Below are 22,809 nucleotides of genomic sequence, written 5' to 3' on the forward strand. Positions count from 1 at the left end.
ACGGTACCCGTGTTTCAGAAGTCGCCTTCGCCCGGTTCCAGGGCGTGTCATGCCAGACTGGGGGCGTGAGCGACCCGGTGAACGATACTGACCAGGAACATAACGGCCATCCCGCGCCGCCCGAACGCGGTGTCGTCATCGGGCGCGGAATACTCTGGCTCGCAAAGTGGTCGGTCTGCCTGGTCGCCATCGCCGCCGCGGGCTGGGTGCTGGACTATCTGCTCGCCAAATTCTGGGTCGCCGTGCTGCCCATGGCCCTGGCCTTGGTGATCTCCACCATCCTGTGGCCGCCCACGCGCTGGCTGACCCAGCACGGGCTACGCCCGGCGCTCGCCGCTTCCATCACCACCCTGGGCCTGCTCGCCATCCTGGCGGGGGTGATCGCGGGCATCGTGCCGTCCGTGGTGGACCAGGCTCCGGAGCTGGCCTCGCAATCGACCAAGGGCGTCAATCAGGTTCGCGACTGGTTACAGGGGCCGCCGCTGAACATTCGCCAGGAGCAATTGGATTCGGCGGTCGACGCCATCGTCAGCCGCGTGCAGTCCAGCGCCGAACGCATCGCCACCGGCGTGTTCACCGGCGTCAGCACCGCCACCTCGGCCATCGTGACCCTGTTCCTGGTGCTCATGCTGGCGTTCTTCTTCGTCAAGGACGGACCCAAACTGCTGCCCTGGATCCATCGGAACATGGGCAGCGTGAGCGGCCGCCACCTCGAGGAGGTGCTGAACCGGGTGTGGGCGACGCTCGGCGGCTTCATCCGCACCCAGGCGGTGGTCAGCTTGATCGACGCGGTGCTGATCGGCGGCGGGCTGGTGATTCTCGGCGTCCCGCTGGCGGCGGTGCTGACCGTGCTGACCTTCCTCGGCGGTTTCGTGCCCATCGTCGGCGCGTTCGTGGCCGGGGCGCTGGCGGTGCTGGTCGCGCTGGTCACCAAGGGTTTCACCACCGCGCTTATCGTGCTCGCCATCATCATCGTGGTGCAGCAATTGGAAGGCAATGTGCTGCAACCCATCCTGCAGAGCCGCAGCATGCAGCTGCACGCGGTGGTGGTGCTGCTGGCCATCACGGTGGGCGGTTCGCTGTACGGCATCGTGGGCGCGTTCCTGGCCGTGCCGGTGGCCGCGGTGATCGCGGTGGTGTTCCGGTACGTGAGCGAGCAGATCGATCTCGCCACCGCGCCCGCGCCCGTGCCCGGCGACCCGGACCCGGAACCAGACCCTGCCGTCTGATAGGCGCGTGATGCCCAGCGGCTCAACGCAACTGGTCCGGTCCAACCTCTTGGTCCGGTGACCTGCAATCCTTCCGCAAAGGTGGGAGTCCCACCTCCGGTACTGCTAATCTTGCCCCGCCGTCGAGGTACGGCGTTCCGGCGACCCGCTCGCCGGCGCGCCCGCCTCCGAAACCGGCTGTCGGACAAGGATTGTGAGGTTGGCAGTTGACCCAGGGGATGAACACGCAGATGTCCGGGGGATCGGCGACGGGCGGCTGCCCGGTCCGCCACGGTTCGCCGAACTCCGTGGACGGACCCCGAATCCTGCTGGGCACTGAGGAATTCGCCGCCGATCCGCACGCCGCCTACCGGGAGATGCGGCGGCGGTACGGGTCCATGGTGCCCATCGAGCTCGCGCCGGACGTGCCCGCCACCCTGGTAATCGACTACCAGACCGCGCTGCGCATCCTCAACGATCCGGATCACTTCCCGGCCGATCCGCGCGCCTGGCAGCAGACCATCCCGGAGGATTCACCGGTCCGGCCGATGATGCAGTGGTACCCCAACGCGCTGCGCAATGCCGGCGCCGCGCACGCCCGCTACCGGGGGGCATACACCGCCGCTATCGACGGAATCGACCTGCACGGTGTGCATTCCGCGGTCGAGCGCATCGCCGCCCCGCTCATCGAGTCCTTCGCCGCCGAGGGCTCGGCCGACCTGGTGTCGCAGTACGCGCTGCCGCTGGTCTTCCAGGTGCTCAATGAAATGGTCGGCTGCTCCGCGGAATTGGGGCACCGCGTCGCCACCGGTATGGCCGCGCTCTTCGACACCGTCAATGCCGCCTGGGGCATGCAGACCCTGAGCGAGGCCCTGCTCGAGCTCATCGCCCTGCGCCGCGCCGAACCCGGCGACGACGTGACTTCCCGCATGGCGCACCACTCCTCGAAGCTCAATGACGAGGAAATGCTCTACCAGCTGGTCAGTTTCTACGGCGCGGGCATCGAGCCCATGCAGAACCTGATCACCAACACGCTGCTGCTCATGCTCACCGACGACCGCTTCGGCGGCGACGTCCTCGGCGGCAGCCTCTCCACCCGCGACGCCCTCGACGAGGTGCTCTTCAACGACCCGCCGATGGCCAACTTCTCCATCAGCTACCCGCGCCAGCCCATCCTGATCGACAATGCCTGGCTGCCCGCGCACCAGCCCGTCATGATCAGCCTGGCGGCCTGCAACAACGATCCGGCCATCGCCGGCGGCGATCGCACCGGCAATCGCTCGCACCTGGCCTGGAGCGCCGGCCCGCACGCCTGCCCCGCCCGCTCGGTGGCCTACGTGGTGGTCCAGAACGCGATCGATCAGCTCCTCGACATCCTGCCCGAACTGCGGCTGGCGGTGCCCAAGAGCGAGATCTCGTGGCGGCCCGGCCCCTTCCACCGGGCCATGGTGGCGCTGCCGGTCGCCTTCCCCGCAAGCTCCGCGCCAGCCCGCGCGGTATAGAGGAGCGCTACAGATGGAACAGACACCACTCGTACTGGACACCTCCGGTGCGGACATTCAGGGTGAATCGGCTCGAATTCGCGAACGTGGACCCGTCGCGCTGGTCGAGTTGCCCGGCGGGGTGAAGGCGTGGTCGGTCACCGATCAGGTCGTGCTCAAGAGCCTGCTCGCCGACCCGCGCGTATCGAAGGATCCGCGCCAGCACTGGACCGCCTTCCGCAATGGCGAGATCACCGAGACCTGGCCGCTGCTGCCCTGGGTGGTGGCGGAGAACATGTTCACCGCCTACGGGGCCGATCATCGCCGCCTGCGCAAACTGGTGTCGCCGGCCTTCACCGCGCGCCGCACCACCGCCATGCGCGAACGCATCGAGAAGATCGTCAGCGATCTGCTCGAGGACCTGGCCGCCACCCCGGCCGGTGAATCGGTGGACCTGCGGCAGCGGTTCGCCTACCCGGTGCCTATCCAGGTGATCAGTGGGCTGATCGGCATTCCGGAACACCTCGACGGGCCGATCCACAAGTGCGTGGACGGGTTCTTCGACGGCTCCTTCACCGCCGAACAGGCCATGGCCAACTATCTCGAAATGGGCCGGCTGATCGGTGAACTCGTGGCCTACCGCCGCGACAATCCGGGCGACGACATCACCACCGTGATCATCGCCGAGCGCGACGACGACGGCTCGGCGCTGACCGACGCCGAACTGGTGGACACGCTCATGCTGGTGATCAACGCCGGGCACGAGACCACCGTCAACCTCCTCGATCAGGCCGTGACCGCGCTGCTCACCCATCCCGAACAGCTGAAAGCCGTTGTCGGCGAAGAAGTGCCGTGGTCGGACGTGATCGAGGAGACGCTGCGGTACCAGGCGCCGGTCGCGCACCTGCCGCTGCGCTACGCGGTCGAGGACATCGAGATCGCGGGCCAGGTCATTCCGCAGGGCGAGGCGATCCTGGCGTCCTACGCCGCCGCCAGCCGCGACCCGAAGATCCACGGCGACACCACCGACGAGTTCGACATCCACCGCGCCACCAAGGACCAGCACGTGGCGTTCGGGCACGGCGCGCACCACTGCATCGGCGCACCGCTGGCCCGCCTGGAAGCCGCCATCGCACTGCCCGCGCTCTTCGCCAAGTTCCCGAATCTGCGATTCGCCACGGACGCGGCGCAACTGAGCCCCATCGGCAGCTTCATCTCCAACGGTCACACCGCGCTGCCGGTGTACCTGCACGCGGAGTAGCCCGCGGCGGGTGCCGGTCGGCCGCATCGACCGGCACCCGCGCGTTACAGCGGGGCCGCCGACCACCAGTGGTCGAAGAGGTCGCGGCCGGAATGGTCGCCGACCACATTGAGCGTGCAGTTCTTGCGGGGACCGTCGTCGAACTCGGCCAGCAGCTGGCCGGTGAGGCCACCGCCGCCGATGGCGGGCAGCTCGTGCACGATCACCCGGCCCTGTCCGGAAGCGCGCTGCCAGTGTTCGTCGAGGATGATCGTCCGGTCCGGCACCGGGCCGAAGCCCAGTTCGCCCTTGGCGTCGCAGCGCACCACCAGGCGCGAGACCGGATTGCGATCGCCGTTGCAGGACAGCGTGTTCGTGGAGTCCCGCGATTCGGTCACGGCGATCGGCTTGAGATCCTCGTCCACCGAAAGGCAGCGCAGGCCCTGGAATCCGCTTCCGGACACGGTCGCGGGGAGCAGTCCGGGAAACGCCTTCACGATGAATTCGTGTGCGCCCCAAGAATCCGGCGCGAGTGCGGTCGACGAGGCGGCCGGACCGGCGGTGGGCTCGGCCGATGCTCCGTTGTGAAGCCGGAGGGCGTAGAGGCCCGCGCCCGCCGCGAGCGTGACGGTCGCGGTGATCGCGAGCGCGACCGTGAGCCGGCGCGCAGGCCGCCGGGGACGCGCTGATGGTGAGGTGCCGGTGATCAGCGCCGCGGCCGCGGCATCCGCCAGCACACCGCAACTGTCGTATCGGCGGCCGGGTTCCTTGGCCAGCGCCGTGGCGATCACGGCGTCGATCGCGGCGGGCAGGGCCGCGACGGTCGCGCTCGGCCGCGGCGGCGGGTCCTCGAGTTGGGCGCGGATCACCCCTTCGGCCGTCGGGCGTGGGAAAGGCGGTGCGCCGGTGAGCAGTTCGTAGAGCGTGCACCCCAGCGCGTAGACATCGACGCGATGATCGGCCGGTGCTCCGGTGAGCTGTTCGGGGGCCGCGTAGGCGAGGGTCGCGAGCACCGAACCGGCCTGGGTGAGCACGGTCGAGTTCGCCGCACCGCGGGCGATGCCGAAGTCGGTGATCGCCACCCGATCGGGTTGTTCCGGAATGGTTTCCAGCAGGATATTGGCGGGTTTGACGTCCCGGTGCACCATGCCGGCGCGATGGGCGTGATCCAGGCCCCGCGCCACCGCGGCGATGATGTGCACGGCCCGCTCGGCCGCCACCGGCCCGCCGGTGCGGAGCAGAGCCGCGGCGTCGGTGCCGGCCACGAACCGCATGGCGATCCACAATCGGTCGTCTTCGATGCCCCGATCGTGGACGCCGACAATGTTCGGATGCTCCAGCCGCGCTACGAGCTCCGCCTCGCGGACGAAGCGGGACCGGAACTCCGGATCCGAACTGTGCTGCGCCGACAGCACTTTCAGCGCGTCCAGGCGCGGCAGCCGCGGATGCGCGGCCGCGTACACGGTGCCCATGCCGCCGCTGCCGAGCACCCGCTCGATCCGGTAGCCCGCGAAAAGCGTGCCCGGAGCCAGGATCCCGGGCGCGCTAGACACCGTTCACCAGCAACAGGTATTGCGCGGCGGCGCGCTGCTGGGCCTCGGTGAGATTGCGGCCCACACTGGTGGCGGAGTAACGCTCGAACAGCACATGGCAGTGGAATTGGACCGGCCACGCCGGAGTCTCGACATCGTATTTGGCGCAGTAGGCGTCGGGAACACCCTTGGGCGTGGCTACGTTCCTGCCGGACGATTCCTGGGCTTTGCGCATCTCCTTGCCGAACCCGCGGCGGGCGGCGACCGCGTCCGGATAACGCTCCAGGTAGTTGTATCCGTTGGTGGCGAGGCGTTCGACTGCCGGGTCGAGGTCGTAGTTCTTCATCAGCTGGGTGGCGCGCGGGCCGAACACCACGCCGCTGGATGTGATGGTGGTGCTCCAGCCGGCCAGGTCGTCGGTATCGGGGACGATGACGGTGGGCACCGGCCAGACGCCGGGACCGTGGGGCAGCAGCCGCGCCAGCATGCCGTCCTCGTCGAGGGGCAGTTCCGCCAGTCGCTGCGGCGGCGTGGGCGCGAAGGCGCGCAGGCGGGGGATCTGGAGGTCGAAGGCCTTGCGGATCAGCCCGGTCAGGACGGCCTGATCCGGTGCGGTGTGCTCGGCCAGCACGGTGATGACGAACGAGTCGTGTGCGACGGTTCCGGCCATCGTCGGGGCGCTCGGCCGCCAATGTCCGTACGCCCCCGGATAATCGGTGAACCGCACCGCGACATTGTCCGGGCTCATGGCGGCGTCGGTGGCATCCAGCTGCCGGGCCGCCAGCCGGGCCTGTTCGGCGTCCGGGAACCGCAGCAGCAGGACCGTGAGCAGGCGCACGGCGCCGACGGCCAGCTCGTCGATCTCCACCTCGCTGCCGGTGATCGTGTATCCGGCCAGCATGGAATGGGATTCGAGTACTTTGCGGACCGGACCGGCCAGGACCCCGACCGCTTTGAGCGGACTCGGCACCGGCCCGGTGCGTTTGGCCACGCCCTTGGACAGAGTCGCGTCCACTTCGGCCGGGTCGATGATGGCCTCGCCCATCCGCACCGATTCCAGGATGCGCCCGTACTTCTCGTTGCCCGCGGGCGGTGTCGGCGGACGGATGTCATTGCCGCCGATGTCGAACACCGACCGGTCGGGGACGGCCGCGACCGGATCGCCCGGGCGGGTGCAGCCGCTCGCCGCGATCAGCGCCGCGCCGAGCAGCGCCGCGGCGCGCAGCAGCGTCGTGCGCGAAATCATCGGTACCCCTTGCTATATCGGTGCATCGAGCCACCAGCGGTCGCGCAGTTCGGTACCGGTTTCCGCGCCGACGACCCGCAGGCGGCAGAAATTGCGATCGGATCCGTCGAAGCTCACTTCGAGCTTGCCGAGTGTCTTTCCCTCGGACGTGGTGTAGTTGCCCCAGCGCACGCGTCCGGTGCCGGACGGGCGAGTCCACGACTCCTCGCCTTCGAGCCGGGCGATGGTCACCGCCTCCGTCAGCGGGGTGCGATCGCTGTTGCAGGTCGCGGTGAGCAGGATGACGGGATCCAGATCGCCGGCGCACATCACCGCGGCCTTGGGCACCACCTCGTCCAGGGAGATGTACTTGTCCTTCTGCGAGGCGTCCATGTGCATGCACAGGTTGAGGTCTTTGTATCCGGGCGCGGTCGGCGCGACCGGCAGGAGCCCGGGGAAGGTCCCGGCAATGAGCGCGGCCTTGCCCCAGGCGTCGGCATTGATCACCGTCCGCGGATCCCGCGCCGGGGCCGGATCCCCGGATTCTCCGGCGATGGCGAGCGAAACGGCCACGGCGACAGTCGCAAGCATCGCCACACCGGTCAGCACTAGTCCGCGGCGGCCGATGCGCGGGGCCGGTTGCTCACCGTCCGGTTCCTCGAGCGCCGCCCGCGCCGCCGCCGCCAGTTCGCCGCAGCTTTCGTAACGGCCGGCCGGATCCTTGGCCAGCGCCTTGGCCACGACGGCATCCAATCGCGCTGGTACGGCGGGGTTTTGCCGAGACGGCAGCGGTGGCGTCTCGAGCAGATGGGCGTACATGACCGCGGCTGGGCTGTCGCGTGGAAACGGCACCGATCCGGTGAGCAGATGGTGCAGGGTGCAGCCGAGGGCGTACACATCGGCGCGATGGTCGACCGTCTCGCCGCCGATCTGCTCGGGTGCGGCGTAGGCCAGGGTCGCGGTGAATCCGCCGTCCTCGGTGGGGTTCTCGTCTTCGTCGGCGGTGCGGGCGATGCCGAAGTCGGTGACCAGCACGCGATCCAGCGTGCTGTCCGGTTCCGCGGCGAGCAGGATATTGGCCGGTTTCACATCCAGGTGCAGCAGCCCGACCCGGTGAATCTCGTCGAGACCTTGCGCGGCCTCGGACAGGATCCGGATCGCCCGCTCGACCGGGAGCCCGGATCCCGCACCGGCGATCAGCGCGGCCCCGTCCATTCCGTCCACGTACTGCATGGCGATCCAGAGCCGGCCCTCGTGCTCGCCGCGGTCGCGCACCGCGACGACATTGGGATGGTGCAGCCGGACCGCGACCTCGGCCTCGCGCAGGAAACGCACCCGGAACTCCTCGTTGCCGGCGTGCTTGTCCGACAGCACCTTCAGGGCGTCCCGGCGGGGCAGGCGCGGATGGCGCGCCAGGTACACCTCGCCCATACCGCCGGCGCCGAGCCGCCGTTCGACCCGGTAACCGGCGAATTCCGGGTAGTCGTCGTAACTCTCAGAAGGGGGCATTCGGCCACCACCGATCGTGCAGATCCTGTCCCGACTTCCCGCCGATGACCGCGACCTGGCAGAAATTGCGGGTGGCTTCCTGGAATTCGAGCCCGACGACGCCGGTAGGGCCGTCGGGCTGGTCGACGTCCTGCCAGTTCACCCGGCCCCGACCGGAGGTACGCGTCCAGCGCTCGTCGCCGATCGGATGTTCGTCGGTCAGGTAGTACGGGGTTCGATTGGTCGAGCACCGGATGTCGATATTCTTCACCGGGTTCTCGTCCCCGGTGCAGAGCATGCGCCCGATGCCGTCCGGCAGCTTCTTCAGATCGGTGGCCTGGCCTTTCTCGTCGACCGCGGCGCACCGGATGCCCTGATAGCCGGTGGATACCGGCGTGGCGGGCAGCAAGGTGGGCAGCGCCTCGACCATGAATCGATATTGGCCCCAGGTCACGCCGCCGGTGGTGGTGGCGGACGGCGCCGCCGCTTCGTTCGAATCACGTTGCAGGGCAACGGCGGCCGTTATCGCCGCGACCACGGCCAGAATGCCCGCGGTGACCGCCGCGAGGCGTGCGCGCCGAGGGGCCGGCCGCTGGATTCGCGGCCGCCGGATCGTCGTTCGCCGCACGGGTGCGGCGGTGACTCGCGGTGCCGGTTCCGGGCGAGTCGCGGTCGCCTGCGGGATGCGCAGCGGCTGGATCGCGGGCAGCGTCGGCTCGACTCGATGGCCGAACGCGCCCGCCACCGCCGCGGCCAGGGCCCCGCACGAGGAATAGCGCTCGTCGGGGTCTTTGGCCATCGCCCGGGCGAGGACCGCGTCGATCGCCGGTGGCAGTTCCGGGCGCAGTTCGTGTGCCGACGGCGGCGGTTCGTCCAGGTGCGCCCGCATGAGCGCGACCATCGAAGCGCGCGGGAAGGGTTTGCGGCCGGTCAGCAGTTCGAAGAGCGTGCAGCCCAGCGCGTAGATGTCGGCTCGGTGATCGACGCGCTGCTCTGTGAGGGTTTCCGGAGCGGTGTAGGCCAGCGTTCCCACCACCGTGCCCACGTCGGTCAGCGCGGTGCCCTCGCCGGCCGCGCGGGCAATGCCGAAATCGGCGACCAGTACGCGTCCGTCGTCGCCGGATTCGATCAGGAGGTTCGCCGGTTTCACATCGCGATGCAGCAGCCCCGCGTGATGGGCTTCGTCCAGACCCTGGGCCGCCTCGCGGACGAGCGTGATCACGCGCTCGGTGGGCAGCGGACCCTCGGCGTGCAGCAGCCGGTCGGCATCGACGCCGTCGACGAATTCCATGGCGATCCAGAGCCGGTCGCCCTCGGCGCCGCGGTCGTGTACGGCCACGATATTGCGATGCTCGAGCTGGGCGGCCAGTTCGGCCTCCCGCAGGAAACGGGCCCGGAACTCCGCGGCCGCGGCGAAACTCGGCGGCAGCACCTTGAGCGCGTCCAAACGCGGCAGCCGCGGATGCCGCGCCAGATATACCGCGCCCATGCCGCCGGCGCCGAGCCGCCGTTCGATCCGGTAGCCCGCGAATACCGTTCCGGGGGTGAGGGTTTCGTCCATCGGCCCTACTCGCTGTTCACCAGCAACGCGTACTGCGCCGCGGCGCGTTGCCGCACATCGTCGTAATCCCGGCTGCCGATCTCCGCCAGATAGCGGCCGTACACGAGCACACAGACGAACTTGGTCATCGATTCCAGCGAATTCTTCAGGTTCTCGCTGCAACTGACGTCCGGCAGCCCGGCCGGTGCCGGTACCAGCTGGTTCACGCCCTCGGTCACCCGACCGCGGATGGCGGCGAAGTGCTTGTGCGCCGCGGCCGCGTCGGCGAACCGGGCCAGCATGTCGAATCGGTTGAGCGCCAGCAATTCGAAGGGCTCCCGGCCCACGAACAGGTCGGCGCCGCGCGGGCCGTAGACGATCCCGCGTACCTGCAACAGGGTGTCCCAACCGGCATTGCCGTCGCGCTCGCCGAGGATCACCTGCGGGTACGGCCAGCGGCCGGGCGCTTCGGGAACCATCCGGCCGAGCATGCCGTCGCGATCGAGCGCGAGCTCGGTGAAACGGTCCGCGGGTGTCGGGGTGAACTCGCGCAACAGCGGAATCTGCGCGTCGAACGCCTTGCCCGCCAAGGCCGCCAGGGCGGCGCCGTCGGGGGTGCGCTCGCCCGCGAGCACGCTGATGACGAACACGTCGTGGGCGGTGGTGGCCGCCAGGGTCGGCACGGTCGGACGCCAGTGCGCGCGGGCGGACGCATGCCCCGGAATCGCGACGGCCACATTGTCCGGACTCACCGCGAAGTCCACGGCATCCATTTCCTGCGCGGCCTGTTGCGCCGCAACGGAATCCGGGAAGCGCAGCACCACGATCTGCAGGATCCGGCCCGCGCCGACGGTACCGCGCCGGGCGGCGACCGTGTCGGTGCCGCCCACCGTGAAACCGGCCAGCATGCCGCGCTTCGCCAAGACCGCGGCCACCGGATCCGCCAGCAGGCCCGCCGCTTTCGCCGGTGTCGGCAGCGGCACCGCGCGGGTGCCGCCGAGCGGAATGGTCAGGGCCGGGTCCACCGCCTCCGGGTCCGCCATGGCCTCGGCCATCCGGACCGATTCGAGCACCCGGCCCTGGTTTTCGGTGACGGCGGTCGGCGCGAGGACCGGATAGCGGCTGAAGGCGCCCACATCGAGCGCGGCCGGATCGGGTCCGGGTGCGGGCCGGCCGGACATCGCGCACCCCGACAGCGCCAGCGCGACCGTGATCGCGAGTATCCGCAGCGTTCTCACAGCGGCGCCTCCGTCCACCAGCGGGTGCGCAGCGTAGCTCCGGAATCGGCGCCGGTGACGACGATGTAGCAGAAATTGCGATCCGGCTGGTCGAAGTACACCCGGAGGTAGCCGGTGAGCTTCAGCTCGTAGCCCAGATACGTTCCCCAGTGCAGGTGTCCGGTGCCCGACGGGCGGGTCCAGCGCTCGTCGCCTTCGGCTCGGTCGAAGGTCGGGGGCGGGGCGATGGGCGAGCGGTCGGCATTGCAGGTCAGATGAACGGTGACCGCCGGTTCGCGATTGCCGGTGCAGGCGATCCGACCGACCGGCGTGAACACGTCGATGGGCCGGGTCCGCAGATCCTCGCCGACGGCGATACAGCTGTACATCTCCTGGTATCCGACGCCGAACTGCGACGCGGGCAGCAGCTCCGGAAACGCTTGCGCGACATAGGTGTAGGCGCCCCACGACACCGAATCCACGCTCGTCTGCGGCCCGAGCGAAGTCCAGTTCGGTGCGTGCGGCGCGGGGTCGTCACGGCCGAACGCGACCGTCAGCGCCATCGCGGACACGAAGACCGCGGCCAGTGCCGTCCCGATCAGCGCGCGCCGCCGCGGGCTGCGGGGCCGCGCGGCCGGCTGGGCGGCGATCCGCACCGTGGTCTCGGCGGCCGCGCGCGCCGCGGTCGCCAGCGCACCGCCGCTCGCGAAGCGATCGGCCGGATCCTTGGCGAGCGCGGTGGCGATCACGTCGTCGAAACCCGGTGGCGCACCGAAGGTCGACGGTTTCGGCGGCGGATCGTTGAGGTGGGCGAACACCACCGCCGCGGGAGTGTCGCGCGGGAAAGGCAGGAAGCCGGTGAGCATTTCGTAGAGCACGCAGCCGAGCGCGTACACATCGGCCCGGTGATCGCCGGTCTCGCCGCGGATGCGCTCCGGGGCCGCGTAGGCGAGGGTGGCGGCGAATCCCTCGGTGTGCGTGGCGGTTTCGCCGGCGGGGCGGGCGATCCCGAAGTCGGTCACCAGGACCCGATCGCCCAGGCCGGAGCGTTCCTCGACGAGGATATTGGCGGGCTTCACATCCCGGTGCAGCAGGCCCGTCCGGTGGATCGCGTCGAGTCCGTGCGCGGCTTCGGTGAGAATCCGCAGCACTCGCTCGATCGGCAGCATGCCCGGTGCGCGGCGGATGATCTCGGCGAGGTCGGGGCCTTCGACGTACTGCATGGTCAGCCATAGCCGGCCGGCGTGCTCGCCGCGGTCGCGGATCGCCACCACATTGGGATGCCGCACGCGCGCGGCGTTCTCGGCCTCGCGCAGGAACCGGGACCGGAAGGCCGGATCGGCGGTGTGCTCCTCGGCCAGGATCTTCAGCGCGTCCTTACGCGGCAGCCGGGGATGCCGGGCCAGGTACACCGTTCCCATGCCGCCGGACCCGAGCAGTCGTTCCAGGCGATAGCCGGAGAAATCCGCTCCAACGGCGACAGCCACCCGCACTGTCCTCTCGTCCCCACAGCGCGCCGGGACCCTTCCGGCACGACGCGCCTGACAGTACGCGACAGCGCAATCCGGGCACAACGGTTCGGCGCACACCGGTTGCCCGGGGGTTACACCCAGGGTGGTGATCGCCGCCACCTCGGGCGGTGGTGATCGAGTCCTCGGGGCTCTCCTGTCCGGAGCCGGGCGGGCGAACACTTGAGGCATCGATCCGCCCGACCCTGGAGTCCCCGATGCCGACCCTCAGCCCCCTCGCCGCCCCGGCGCATCGGCGCACGACGGTCGTCACCGCGGACGGCACCGGTCTCACGGTCCGGGAATACGGCCGTCTCGACGCGAGTCTCACCGTGGTGCTGCTGCACGGGCACTGCCAGCACACGCGGTCCTGGACCTATGTGCGGGACGCGCTGACCCGGCAGTATCCGAGCGCGCGGGTGGTCTGCTACGACCATCGCGGACACGGCGATTCGGCCCGCGCCGCCCGTCGCACCTATCACCTGGAACAGCTCGCCGACGATCTGCGCGAGGTGCTGGACGCCGTCGCCCCGCACGGGCCGGTCGTGCTGGTCGGGCATTCCATGGGCGGGATGGCGCTGCTGACCTATGCCGCGCGGTACGCCCACGAGATCGGCACCCGCATCATCGGCGTCGGGCTGATCGCGACCGCCGCCGGCGGACTCGCCGAATCGGGTTTCGGCCGCTTGCTCACCAATCCCGCGATCACGTTGTTCCAGGCCGCCGTGCGTCTCGCGCCGCATCCCATGCAGCAGGCGAAACTGCTGGCCTGCAAGGTGTTCGCGCCGCTGGTCCGGCTGGCCGAGTTCGGCGATCGCAAGGTCAGCCCGCGCGTGCTCGCCCTCGCCAACGCCATGCGCAACGAGACCTCGATCGTCACCATGGCGGGCTTCCTGCGCGCCTTCACCAGCTACGACCGCACCGACGCCTTGGCGGGCCTGTCCCGGATCCCCACCCTCGTCCTGTGCGGCTCCGCGGACCTGATGACCCCGCCCTCGCACTCGGTCGCCATGGCCGCCGCCGTGGACTACGCCGACCTCGTATTGATCGACGGCGCAGGGCATTCGGTGATTCTCGAAGAACCGGAACATGTGGCCACCGCTCTGACCCGGTTGATCACGCGGGCGCGGGTCGCGGTGGCGTCAACGGTGCGGAGTGATCTTTCGGCCGCGTAGGACCTGCGCTGCGGTGCGGCCCATTCGGCGCAAGCCGGACAGCGTGCCGGGCTGGGCGAGGACCGAGCGGACGGTGGTCGTGGTCGATTCGGGGAGCGGCACATTCGCGAAGCGGTCGGCGAGCCAGTCGAGCATGCGGGGCAGGGCGAGGACGGCGAGGCTGTTGTGTTCGCTGAGAATATCGCGCAGGTAGGTGACGCGGGCGCCGCCGTCGAGGTAGGCGCGGACCTGGGCGTCGACGGTTTCGACGGCGATGATCTGGTCGTTGACGCTCTGCACCACCAGGATCGGCATGGCGGGGGTGGCGGTGCCGAGGCGCAGGTCGCGCATGACCTCGTCCACGTCGGGGCGGGCGAGCAGGGCGGTCAGCGGGACGGTGGTGTAGTCGCCGATATCGCGGCCGGACAGGTGGGAGATGGCGCTGAATGTGCCTCGGGTGCGCATGGATTCGAGGAGCTGCCGCCCGGCAGGGGTGGTGTGTTCGTGCAGCACCGCGTCCAAGGCCGGATAGACCTGGCGGAGGGCGGCCATGGCCATGACGGGCAGCCCGGCGGCTCGTTTGCCGTTGATGCGCAGGAAGGCGGCCGCGGGATCGCCGACCGGTGAACCGGCGGCCGCGCCCGCGATGTTCAGTTCCGGCGCGTAGGTGCCGGCCAGTTCTGCTGCCCAGGCGGTCGCCATGCCGCCGCCGGAGTAGCCGATCAGGCCCAGCGCCGTGTCGAGGGCGAGTTCGAGCGGGGCGAAACCCAATGTGGCGCGCAATCCGTCGAGGGTGCGATGGCCCGGCTCGCGGGGTGCGACGTACGCGCCGAGCATGCCGCCGTGATCGGGGACGGCGACGATCCAGCCGCGGGCGAGAGCGGCGGTCATGGCGAAGAATTCGAACTGGGTGGGGCTGCCGAGGGCGCGTGCGCCGGCGCGCAGCGCGAAGGACGGGAAATAGCGGGAGGACACCGAATCCATGGCGCACTGATGGCTGAGTACCCGGGGCGGGCCGGGGGCCGGGTGAGGCGGGAGCATGACGGTGGTCGCCGCCGCGTCCGGTGCGCCGTGCAGATCCGTTGTGCGATAGAGCAACTGCCACGCGGTGAGCGGCTGCCGGATGCGGCCGAACGCCGCCACCGTGACCGGGCGGGCGTGCAGGACGGTGCCGGGCAGGGTCGCCTGCCAGCCGGTGGGCGGCCGGTAGAACGGATCGTCGGCGGGCAGCAGATCGGGTGCCGGAGTATCGAATCGGCGTGGATCGGTGGACCGGGGCCCGGTGGCGGCATCGGCGTCGATGCTCATGGAATCCCTCTCGTCGGCGCGCACGGAATTGTCAGTATGAGACCGCGGCGCGTGCCGAGTCACTGTGCCTACGAGCCGAATCGGTGTGATCGGCTTGTCCAGGGAGACAAAGTGGCCGATCACTCGCCGGATGGGGGAGCGGCTGCCAGGCTTCGGGCGCGTTCGGTGAGGTAGCGGCGTTGCGGGAGGCTGCCGGTGAGTTCCGCCGCATGCCGGTAGTCGGCGAGTGCGGCTGCGGTGTCGCCGGTCATCTCCAGCAGCTGGGCGCGAACGGCGTAAAAGCGGTGGTCGGTGCTCAGGCGGCTGTCGTCGGCGAGATCCGCGAGCAGCGCCAGGCCGGCGCGCGGGTTTTCGGCCATGGCGACGGCGACCGCGCGATTCAGGGCGACCATCGGATTGTCGGTGAGCGTGATCAACGCCGTGTAGAGCGCGGCGATCTGCGGCCAGTCGGTCTCGGCGGAGGTGGCGGCCTCGTCGTGCACGGCGGCGATGGCGGCTTGCAGTTGATAGGGGCCGGGCGGGCCGCCGCGCGGCAGGGCGGCGGTGATCAAGGCGATGCCCTCGGCGATGAGGTCGGCGTCCCAGCGGGTGCGGTCCTGTTCCGCCATCGGGATCAGCTCGCCAGTAGGACCCGTGCGAGCCGGGCGGCGGGCATCGGTGAGCAGCATGAGCGCGAGCAGCCCGGCCACTTCGTCGTCCTCGGGCAGGAGCCGGAACATGATGCGGGTCAAGCGGATCGCCTCGGCGGACAGATCGCGGCGGTAGAGCGCAGGGCCCGCGGTGGCGGCATAGCCCTCGGTGAAGATCAGGTACAGCACGTGCAGGACGGCGGCCAGGCGGGCGTCGCGTTCGGCGGCGCGCGGCATGCGGAAGGTGGCGCCCGCGGCCTTGATCGATTGTTTGGCGCGGGTGATGCGCCGGGTCATGGTGGCTTCGGGGACCAGGAAGGCGCGCGCGATCTCGGCGGTGGTCAAGCCGCCCACCGCGCGCAGGGTCAAGGCGATCTGCGAGGCGGGCGACAGGTCCGGGTGGCAGCACAGGAACAACAGGATCAAGGTGTCATCGGCATCCTCGATGCGTTCACCGGCCGCGCCCGAAGTCCAATGATCCGCCGGAACCTGCTGCGCGACAATGTCTTCGCGACGGCGGCGGGCTTGTTCGGCGCGCAGCATATCGGTCAGGCGGCGGGCGGCGACGGTGAGCAGCCACGCCTTCGGATCATCCGGCGTCCCGTCGTCCGGCCATTGCGTGGCGGCGGCCAGCAGTGCTTCCTGGACCGCGTCCTCGGCGGTGTCGAAATGGCCGTAGCGGCGCACCAGCGCGCCGAGGACCTGCGGCGCGAGGGTGCGCAGCAGGTCCTCGGCGGGCGTGGGCATCAGGACTGGATTTCGTCCGCGCCCTGGTCGATGGGCCGCACATCCGCGAACGCGCGGGCCGCGACCGCGCGCGGGGCCGGGCATTCGGCCAGCCGGAGCGCGATCTCGGTGGCGCGATCGAAGCTGTCGCACTCCACGATCCAATAGCCGGCCAGCACCTCCTGGGTTTCGGCGTACGGGCCGTCGGTCACCGCGACCGGCACCCCGGCCCGGGTGCTGCCGCTGACCCGCCGGGTGTGCACCGGCGCCGCCAAGCCCCGGGTGTCCACCAGTTCGCCGGACGCTTCGAGTTCGGCGTTGAACTTGCGCATGAACTCGACCATGCCCGCGAACTCCTCCGGCGTCCACGCGTCGTCACCGGTGGCCTGGCCCGCCATACCGTCGTAGTCGCGCTGGCTGCCGTAGGACAGGATCATGTACTTCATCGGTCTCACCTCCGTGATCGGGCGTCCCGGTGACGCCTTCTTCCGGAACGTCGAAGCCGTCCGAGGGATCCGGACATCCTGTTCGCAGAATATTTCGCCCGGGCGCGATTCACAGCAGATCGAGCAGTCGGAGATCCTCCACGTATTTGCCGATGAGCTCGCGCGACAGGTGCGGGATGGTGCCGGTCGGGCCGATCCGCGCGGTCCGTACGGCCGCCTGGAAGTGCTCGGCGGGCAGCGCCGCGCCCGGGAGCGGCGGGGCCGGGCGGCGGTAGGCGTGCAGCAGCGGCAGCACCGAATCGCGGCGGCGGCGTTCCGGGAGGGCCCGCAGCGCGGTCTCGAAACGGGCGAACCATTCGGCGTAGTCGTCGATGCGTTCGATGGGCTGCCCGGCCTCGATCAGCCAGTCCACGAAGGTATCGAGGGAGATGCCGTCGCGGTGCGGATTGATGACGTCGTAGGTGGCGAAACCGGAGACATTGGCGGCCCCGAGCACGGTGATGGCGGCGGCGGTGAAATCGGCGGGCAGGCCGTCGTAATGTGCGGCGCGGCGATTACCGTGGGAGTCGGTGGCGTAGAACGACTTCGGGGCGATGCCGGTGGCGAGCAGGCTCAGCATCAGGCGCGTGAACATATCGGGCAGATTGAACTGGCCGCGGAAACGGCTGTGCGCCAGGATCATGTCCGAACGGAACACCGCCACCGGCAGCCCGAAGCGGTCGTGGGCGTCGCGCAACAGTACTTCGCCCGCCCATTTGCTGTTGCCGTAGCCATTGGCGTATCCGTCGTCCACGCTGCGGACGGCGCTGAATTCGCGCACGTCGCCGTTCTCCTCGAAGGCGTCCGGTGCGACCTGGGCGGCCACCGCGACCGTGGACAGGTAGGTCACCGGTTTGCGCTGCGTGGTGAGGGCGAGGCGGATGATCTCGGCGGTGCCCACCACATTGGGGCCGAACAGCTGGTCGTAGGGGAGTACGTGGTTGACGAGGGCGGCCGGGTGCACGATCAGGTCGACGGTGGCGGCCAGGCGCTGCCGATCCGGTTCGGCCAGGCCGAGATTCGGCTCGCCGATATCCCCGGCGAGCACCTCCAGGCGGCGCGCCGCGAGATCGCGGTAGTGCGCGAGCAGTTCCGGATCGCCGCTGTCGAAGACCGTGTCCAGGCGTGCGCGGGCGGACTCGGCATCGCTGCCGCGCACCACGCAGATCACCCGGCCCGCGCCGTGGTCCAGCCGTTCGAGCCATTCCAGCAGGAGGAATCGGCCCAGATAGCCGTTGGCTCCGGTCAGTAGCACCGTGACCGGCTCGGCCGGGGCGCTGGGCAATGATGTTGCCGCGTCCAGGGTTTCGGCGTCGATGAACTTGTCCAAGGTCAACTCCGACGCCCGGATCTCACCGGGCTGCGCGTGCACGGAGGCGGCGGTGGGCCGGGTGCCGTGGCGTTCGGTCTCGATGTACTCGGCCAGCCGCCGCAGCTCGGTGGCCGGGCCGACGATCAATCCGACCGGCACCTCCACCTCGAAGCAATCGCGCAGCAGTGTCGAGAACGTCAGTGCGGACAGTGAATCGCCGCCCAGGTCGATGAATCGGGCATCCAGGGGCGGTTCGGCCACCGCGCCCAGCACCGCCTTCGCCGCGCGGACCACGGTCTCGCCGACCGGCCGGGCGGCGGCCCCGTTCCGCAGTTCGTCCATCTCGCCGAGCTGCTGCTTTTCGAGGTCGTCGTAGAGCGCATGCAGGCGATCGCCGAACCGCTCTTTCAGCTTGGGCCGCAACAGTTTTCCGATACCCGACAGCAGGCCGTTCTCGACCGTGAACGGTTCGGTTTCGAGCAGCAGCCCGCGCGGCAGCTCGAAGGACTCCAGCTGGTTGTCCTTGGCGATGCCCTGCAACGAACGAGCCAGCGCCCCGGGCAGTTCGGCGGGATCGAGCTCGAGCGCCTGCGGGGTCGGCACGATCACCGCCAGCAGGAACGCCCGCTCGCTCGCGCCGTACACGAAGATCTGCCGGATCAGGGGACTGGTCGCGTACAGCGCCTCCAGCTTGGCCACCGCCACGAACTCGCCCTGCGACAGCTTGAGCACATTGTTGCGGCGATCCAGATAGACGAGGCGATCCGGCTCCAGCTCGGCCACGATATCGCCGGTCCGATAGAACCCGTCGGCATCGAAGATCTCCGCCGTGACGTCCGGCCGTTTGAAGTATCCCGGAATCATCTGAGTCGTCTTGACCAGGAATTCGCCACGCGGATACGGCTTGTCGGTGGTGAAATAGCCGAGTTCGGGCACATCGGCCAGGCGGTAGTCCAGCACCGGCGGTCGCCGCACCTCGCCGTCGAGGATCAACCCGCCGCCCGCTTCGGTGGAGCCGTAGCCGTCGTGCAGCACCTGCTGCAGGACGGATTCGATGAACGCCTTCATCTCCGCCGACACCGGGGCGCTGCCCACCATGGCGCGGGCCAGGCGGCCGCCCAGGAATCGTTGCCGCAGGTCGGTTTTCACGCTCTCGTCGGCGGCATCGGGATCGACGCCTTGCTCGATGAGCCGCCGCAGTTCCCGCTGATACTGCTGGAAGACCAGATCGCACACGCGCGGTACGAAGAACAGTTCGGTGGGCCGCACCAGCGCGATGTCCTCGAACAGGGTCGAAAGATCGCTCTCGGCGGTGAAATACGTGGTGCCGCCGCGTGCGAGGGTTCCGGTCAACACCATCCGGCCGGCGACGTGACTCATCGGCATATAGCTGATGTTGACGACGGGGATCATGATCTCGGTCGGCCTCGCCCACATGTCGGTGACCAGTCGGCGGGTGTACATGGCGCCTTTGGGCGTTCCGGTACTGCCCGAGGTGTAGATCAGCAACGCGAGTTCTTCCGGACGCGGGTCCGCGGGCAGCGGGATCGGCGGCAGCTCACGGCCGCGGTGCAGTGCGGCGTCTAATGGCTGGATCGAGACCGGACTGCCCGCGGTGGCCAGCCTTTTCGCGGCCGCGGTGAAGGCCGCCGCGTGCCGGTCATCGGCGGGTTCGTAGTCGAAAACCTGTAGTGTGCCGACCGGCGCGCCGTCCAGGACGCAGTCCACGGCGGCGTCCAGCAGATCCAGGCTGATCGCGAGCAGCCGAGGCGAGGTCTCGGACAGGATCGAATGCCATTGCGCCGCCGCGGCGCTCGCCTGCAACGGCACGATCACCGCGCCCGCGCGAATGCAGGCCAGATCGAGCACGGTGGTGTCGAGCCCGGCGAACCCCAGCACCGCCACGAAATCGCCGGTGCGGACCGGCGTTTCGGGATCATCGTGCCAGGCGGCGGCGACTGCCCCGGCCCGATCCCACAATTCGCGGTAGGTGATGGTCTCGAATTCCGGCAGCCACTGCCGCACCCGTCGTCCCGCGTCGTCGGTGATCAGCGCATGGGCCCGCCAGCCGATGGCCGGGCGGTCCGCGTAGTGCGCAATGATCGTGTCCAGGGTCCCGGCCAGACTCAGCCCTGGTTCGCGCACCGCCACGGCGACCTCGGGTCTCGGCACCGCCGCACGCAACTGCTCGTCGCCCAGCAGGCGGCCGAGCAGATCGGTGAAGCGGATCGAGTGCTCATCGTTCCAGCTGGTCTTCGTCATCCCGGCCCCTCTCGCTCCCGTGCGCGCTTGCCGGGGAGCGGTACCCGCTACCAATTAGCTACGCTAACTATTCCACGATGGGCGGCCGCCCGGCCATTGTCAAGAGAATCCCGGCCGCACCCGCTCAATGGCCGCGGAAGGCTGCTTCCAGGCGGTCGCGACCCGGGGCGAGGAGGCGGCGGGCGGCGTCGAGGTCGCGGAGGCGGGCCGAGGTGGTGGAGAGGGTCAGGCCCGCCACGAGAACGCCGCGCCGGTTGCGGATGGGAAGGCTCAGACAGCCGGAGCCGGAGCGCAATTCGTCGACTTGCAGGGCGTAGCCGCGGTGGGCGGCGGGATCGGATTCGGCGAGGGCCAGGCGGCCGATGGCCGACGCGGTGAGGTCGGTGGTGATGCGCTGCTCGTGTTCGATGGGGTATTCGGGGTCGGCGTCCAGGATGCGGACGCGCGGGCGCGGGGTGGTGGTGCGCAGATAGCCGGTGAGGTGGATGCCGCCGCGGGTGTGCGCGCGGAGCTGCTCGAGGGTGTCCAGCACGGTGTCGGGCAGCGGTGCGGGGGTGGCCATTCCGGCGAGCTCGGTGACTTTGGCGCCGAGGGCGAAACCGCTCAGGTCGGGGGTGCGGACCAGATACTCCTGCTGCACCAGCAGATTCAGCAGCCGGTAGGCGGTGGCGCGGGGCATGGCGAGATTGCGGCTGATCTCCCGGGCGGTCACGCCCGGACCGCAGGCGGCCACCTCTTCCAGGACCACCAGTGCGCTCAGTACCGCTTTGGGTTGCCGCCCGCCGATACCGCCCGCCGTGCTCACTCCGGGCTCCGCACGGGTGCGGTCGCATCGTCGCCGGAGCCCGGAATACGCGCTCCGCCCAGCACTTCCGAGCCGATCGGCGTGTCGTGGGTGCCGAGCGGATGCGGGCCGTGCCGTCGGGCGCGCCGGAGTCCGGCCAGCCCCAGCGCTGTTCCGAGGGCGAGCAGCCACACGCCTGCCGCGCGCGGTCCGCGCCATTCGGCGACCAGGAACACCGACAGGCAGCCGGTGAGGCCGAGCGCGGTGCCGCACGCGAGTACGGCCGGACCGAAGCTGAATTCGCCGATGCGGCGCAGGAAGAACGGGACCGCGAGGCAGACCAGGGCGTAGGCGAGCACATAGCCGCCCGCCGAGACGACCAGGAGTATGCCGACGGCCTGGGTGACGCCCGACGCGAGCAACAGCAGCGGGATGCCGGTGACGACGGGCAGGGAGACGCCGATCGCCAGATGCGGGGTCCGGTACACCGGGTGTGTGCGATGCACGGCGGGCAGCACGCCGTCGATGCCCATGCTCATCAGCACGCGCACCAGCGCGGTCGAGGACGCCAGCGCGCAGGCGAAGAACGAGGCGGCGACACCGCAGTCCAGAATCGGGGAGATCCAGCCGACGCCGTAGAACGCCGACAGGGTGCGCACCGGGTCCGGGTCGCGGCCGACCGCGACGCCGGCCGCGCGAAAACCGGTGGCCTGCACCGAGGTCGCGGCCACCACCAGAACGCCCGCCGCGAGCGGCGACCAGATCAGCACGCGCGGGACCGCGGCGAAGGGCCGGCGGGCCTCCACCGACAGCGAGGCCGCGCTTTCGAATCCGACGAACGCGGTGATGGCGATGACGACCCCGACCACCAGTCCGGAGAACGGAACACGCTGCGGGGCGAGCAGTTCCCAGGCGATGGGGTGGCGGCCCTGGCCGCGGAACAGGACGACGACCAGTGCGACCAGCACCGCCACCGCGATCGATTCGACGAGCAGGCTCAAGCGCGCCGACATGCCGATGCCGCGCAGCATCACCACCGCGCAGGCCGCGCCGGCGGCGAGCACGCTCAACAGCGGGACCGATCCGCTCGAACCCGCCTCGAAACCCATCGCGCCCAGCAGATTCGACACCTGCAGACCGATGTGGGCGAAGGAGTACATGGCGATGAACCCGTATCCGAGGATCAGCCCGATGCCGCACAGGAAGGCGGCTGTCGCGCCGAGTCCCTTGGCCGTGAAGGTGTAGAGCGAACCCGCCGTCGCGACGCGTTTGGTGAACTGGTTGATGGCCGCCGCCACCGGCAGGGTCAGTCCGACGCCGAGGATCGCCGCCCACAGCGCCCCGTCACCGCTGGTGCTCACCAGCATGCCCGGCACCGTCGCGGCGGCCGCGCACGGGGCGATGGCCGACACCGATTGCGACAGCAGCCCGGCGAAGCCCAGACTGCGGCGGCGCAGCCCGGACATGGGCGAGGTGGCGTGCACCCCGCGCACCGGCGGCGGGTCGGCGATCGCGCGGTCGAGTGCGCTGCTACGGGCGTCCATACGCCCGGAAACTACGAAAACCATGTATCGCACCGGTTTCGGGGAGATGAGGACTGCGTGGTCGCGAACGAGACAGCTCCCGTGCCGGACGGTCTCATTCGCGGTGGCCTCGACCTTTACCGCCGCATCACCGTCCCGAAAAACGGTGTGCCGACAGTGTTGAGGG

Annotated in this window: 16 protein-coding genes; 4 read left to right on the plus strand and 12 right to left on the minus strand. The window is 69.8% G+C overall.

The window, feature by feature from the left end; all coding sequences use genetic code 11:
* Window positions 1-65: 65 nt before the first annotated feature.
* The 3 genes from LTV02_RS08570 to LTV02_RS08580 all read left to right on the plus strand — a co-directional run bounded on the left by LTV02_RS08570 (window position 66) and on the right by LTV02_RS08580 (window position 3,950).
* Window positions 66-1,229, plus strand: a complete 1,164-nt coding sequence (locus tag LTV02_RS08570) for an AI-2E family transporter (protein WP_233039471.1) — start codon at window positions 66-68, stop codon at window positions 1,227-1,229.
* A 218-nt stretch (window positions 1,230-1,447) separates the two neighbouring features.
* A complete protein-coding gene (locus tag LTV02_RS08575) occupies window positions 1,448-2,710 on the plus strand; it encodes a cytochrome P450 (RefSeq protein WP_456299825.1) in 1,263 nt (420 codons plus the stop codon).
* A gap of 13 nt (window positions 2,711-2,723) precedes the next feature.
* Complete coding sequence (locus LTV02_RS08580) at window positions 2,724-3,950, plus strand: cytochrome P450 family protein (RefSeq protein ID WP_233039473.1); 1,227 nt, start codon at window positions 2,724-2,726, stop codon at window positions 3,948-3,950.
* 44 nt (window positions 3,951-3,994) lie between these two features.
* Here the strand turns inward: LTV02_RS08580 and LTV02_RS08585 are convergent, their stop codons facing one another.
* From LTV02_RS08585 to LTV02_RS08610, 6 genes are read right to left on the minus strand one after another with little or no spacing between them, the layout of a single operon-like run.
* Window positions 3,995-5,482: a serine/threonine-protein kinase gene (locus tag LTV02_RS08585; protein WP_233039474.1), complete on the minus strand. Its 1,488-nt coding sequence runs from the start codon at window positions 5,480-5,482 to the stop codon at window positions 3,995-3,997.
* Entirely contained in the window at window positions 5,475-6,707 is a 1,233-nt protein-coding gene (locus LTV02_RS08590) for a DUF7373 family lipoprotein (protein ID WP_233039475.1), read from the minus strand. Before LTV02_RS08590 ends, LTV02_RS08585 begins: the two co-directional genes overlap by 8 nt.
* Window positions 6,708-6,719: 12 nt before the next feature.
* The gene (locus LTV02_RS08595) at window positions 6,720-8,195 is read right to left on the minus strand and encodes a serine/threonine-protein kinase (protein WP_233039476.1); all 1,476 of its coding nucleotides are present in this window, start codon (window positions 8,193-8,195) and stop codon (window positions 6,720-6,722) included.
* Window positions 8,182-9,735 (minus strand): serine/threonine-protein kinase, encoded by a 1,554-nt coding sequence (locus tag LTV02_RS08600; RefSeq protein ID WP_233039477.1) that lies wholly within the window; start codon window positions 9,733-9,735, stop codon window positions 8,182-8,184. The genes LTV02_RS08595 and LTV02_RS08600 overlap by 14 nt, the downstream gene beginning before the upstream one ends.
* 5 nt (window positions 9,736-9,740) lie before the next feature.
* Window positions 9,741-10,952 carry a DUF7373 family lipoprotein gene (locus LTV02_RS08605; RefSeq protein WP_233039478.1) on the minus strand — a complete coding sequence of 404 codons (1,212 nt, stop codon included), beginning with the start codon at window positions 10,950-10,952 and terminating at the stop codon, window positions 9,741-9,743.
* The gene (locus tag LTV02_RS08610; protein ID WP_233039479.1) at window positions 10,949-12,418 is read right to left on the minus strand and encodes a serine/threonine-protein kinase; all 1,470 of its coding nucleotides are present in this window, start codon (window positions 12,416-12,418) and stop codon (window positions 10,949-10,951) included. Before LTV02_RS08610 ends, LTV02_RS08605 begins: the two co-directional genes overlap by 4 nt.
* A 239-nt stretch (window positions 12,419-12,657) precedes the next feature.
* Here LTV02_RS08610 and LTV02_RS08615 point away from each other — a divergent pair, with 239 nt between their 5' ends.
* A complete protein-coding gene (locus LTV02_RS08615; RefSeq protein WP_233039480.1) occupies window positions 12,658-13,614 on the plus strand; it encodes an alpha/beta fold hydrolase in 957 nt (318 codons plus the stop codon).
* Here LTV02_RS08615 and LTV02_RS08620 read toward each other — a convergent pair.
* The 6 genes from LTV02_RS08620 to LTV02_RS08645 form a co-directional block, all read right to left on the minus strand.
* A complete protein-coding gene (locus tag LTV02_RS08620) occupies window positions 13,582-14,901 on the minus strand; it encodes a lipase family protein (protein ID WP_233039481.1) in 1,320 nt (439 codons plus the stop codon). The two genes, LTV02_RS08615 and LTV02_RS08620, sit on opposite strands and share 33 nt — an antisense overlap.
* A gap of 119 nt (window positions 14,902-15,020) precedes the next feature.
* A complete protein-coding gene (locus LTV02_RS08625) occupies window positions 15,021-16,277 on the minus strand; it encodes an RNA polymerase sigma factor (protein ID WP_233039482.1) in 1,257 nt (418 codons plus the stop codon).
* Window positions 16,277-16,702 (minus strand): YciI family protein, encoded by a 426-nt coding sequence (locus LTV02_RS08630; RefSeq protein WP_233039483.1) that lies wholly within the window; start codon window positions 16,700-16,702, stop codon window positions 16,277-16,279. Before LTV02_RS08630 ends, LTV02_RS08625 begins: the two co-directional genes overlap by 1 nt.
* Before the next feature lie 109 nt (window positions 16,703-16,811).
* Window positions 16,812-20,315 (minus strand): carboxylic acid reductase, encoded by a 3,504-nt coding sequence (car, locus tag LTV02_RS08635; protein WP_233039484.1) that lies wholly within the window; start codon window positions 20,313-20,315, stop codon window positions 16,812-16,814.
* A gap of 124 nt (window positions 20,316-20,439) precedes the next feature.
* Window positions 20,440-21,120, minus strand: a complete 681-nt coding sequence (locus tag LTV02_RS08640) for a helix-turn-helix domain-containing protein (protein WP_233039485.1) — start codon at window positions 21,118-21,120, stop codon at window positions 20,440-20,442.
* Window positions 21,117-22,643: an APC family permease gene (locus LTV02_RS08645; RefSeq protein ID WP_233039486.1), complete on the minus strand. Its 1,527-nt coding sequence runs from the start codon at window positions 22,641-22,643 to the stop codon at window positions 21,117-21,119. Before LTV02_RS08645 ends, LTV02_RS08640 begins: the two co-directional genes overlap by 4 nt.
* Window positions 22,644-22,809 lie beyond the last annotated feature (166 nt).

The sequence above is a fragment of the Nocardia yamanashiensis genome, assembly GCF_021183565.1.
In the GTDB taxonomy this organism is placed as follows: domain Bacteria; phylum Actinomycetota; class Actinomycetes; order Mycobacteriales; family Mycobacteriaceae; genus Nocardia; species Nocardia yamanashiensis.

What these genes read in the sequence shown, in the direction of transcription:
- LTV02_RS08630 (WP_233039483.1), bottom strand. Translation starts at nt 16,702, where the DNA reads ATGAAGTACATGATCCTGTCCTACGGCAGCCAGCGCGACTACGACGGT.
- car (WP_233039484.1), bottom strand. Translation starts at nt 20,315, where the DNA reads ATGACGAAGACCAGCTGGAACGATGAGCACTCGATCCGCTTCACCGAT.
- LTV02_RS08580 (WP_233039473.1), top strand. Translation starts at nt 2,724, where the DNA reads ATGGAACAGACACCACTCGTACTGGACACCTCCGGTGCGGACATTCAG.
- LTV02_RS08615 (WP_233039480.1), top strand. Translation starts at nt 12,658, where the DNA reads ATGCCGACCCTCAGCCCCCTCGCCGCCCCGGCGCATCGGCGCACGACG.
- LTV02_RS08595 (WP_233039476.1), bottom strand. Translation starts at nt 8,195, where the DNA reads ATGCCCCCTTCTGAGAGTTACGACGACTACCCGGAATTCGCCGGTTAC.
- LTV02_RS08620 (WP_233039481.1), bottom strand. Translation starts at nt 14,901, where the DNA reads ATGAGCATCGACGCCGATGCCGCCACCGGGCCCCGGTCCACCGATCCA.
- LTV02_RS08645 (WP_233039486.1), bottom strand. Translation starts at nt 22,643, where the DNA reads ATGGACGCCCGTAGCAGCGCACTCGACCGCGCGATCGCCGACCCGCCG.
- LTV02_RS08590 (WP_233039475.1), bottom strand. Translation starts at nt 6,707, where the DNA reads ATGATTTCGCGCACGACGCTGCTGCGCGCCGCGGCGCTGCTCGGCGCG.
- LTV02_RS08625 (WP_233039482.1), bottom strand. Translation starts at nt 16,277, where the DNA reads ATGCCCACGCCCGCCGAGGACCTGCTGCGCACCCTCGCGCCGCAGGTC.
- LTV02_RS08575 (WP_456299825.1), top strand. Translation starts at nt 1,448, where the DNA reads ATGAACACGCAGATGTCCGGGGGATCGGCGACGGGCGGCTGCCCGGTC.
- LTV02_RS08600 (WP_233039477.1), bottom strand. Translation starts at nt 9,735, where the DNA reads ATGGACGAAACCCTCACCCCCGGAACGGTATTCGCGGGCTACCGGATC.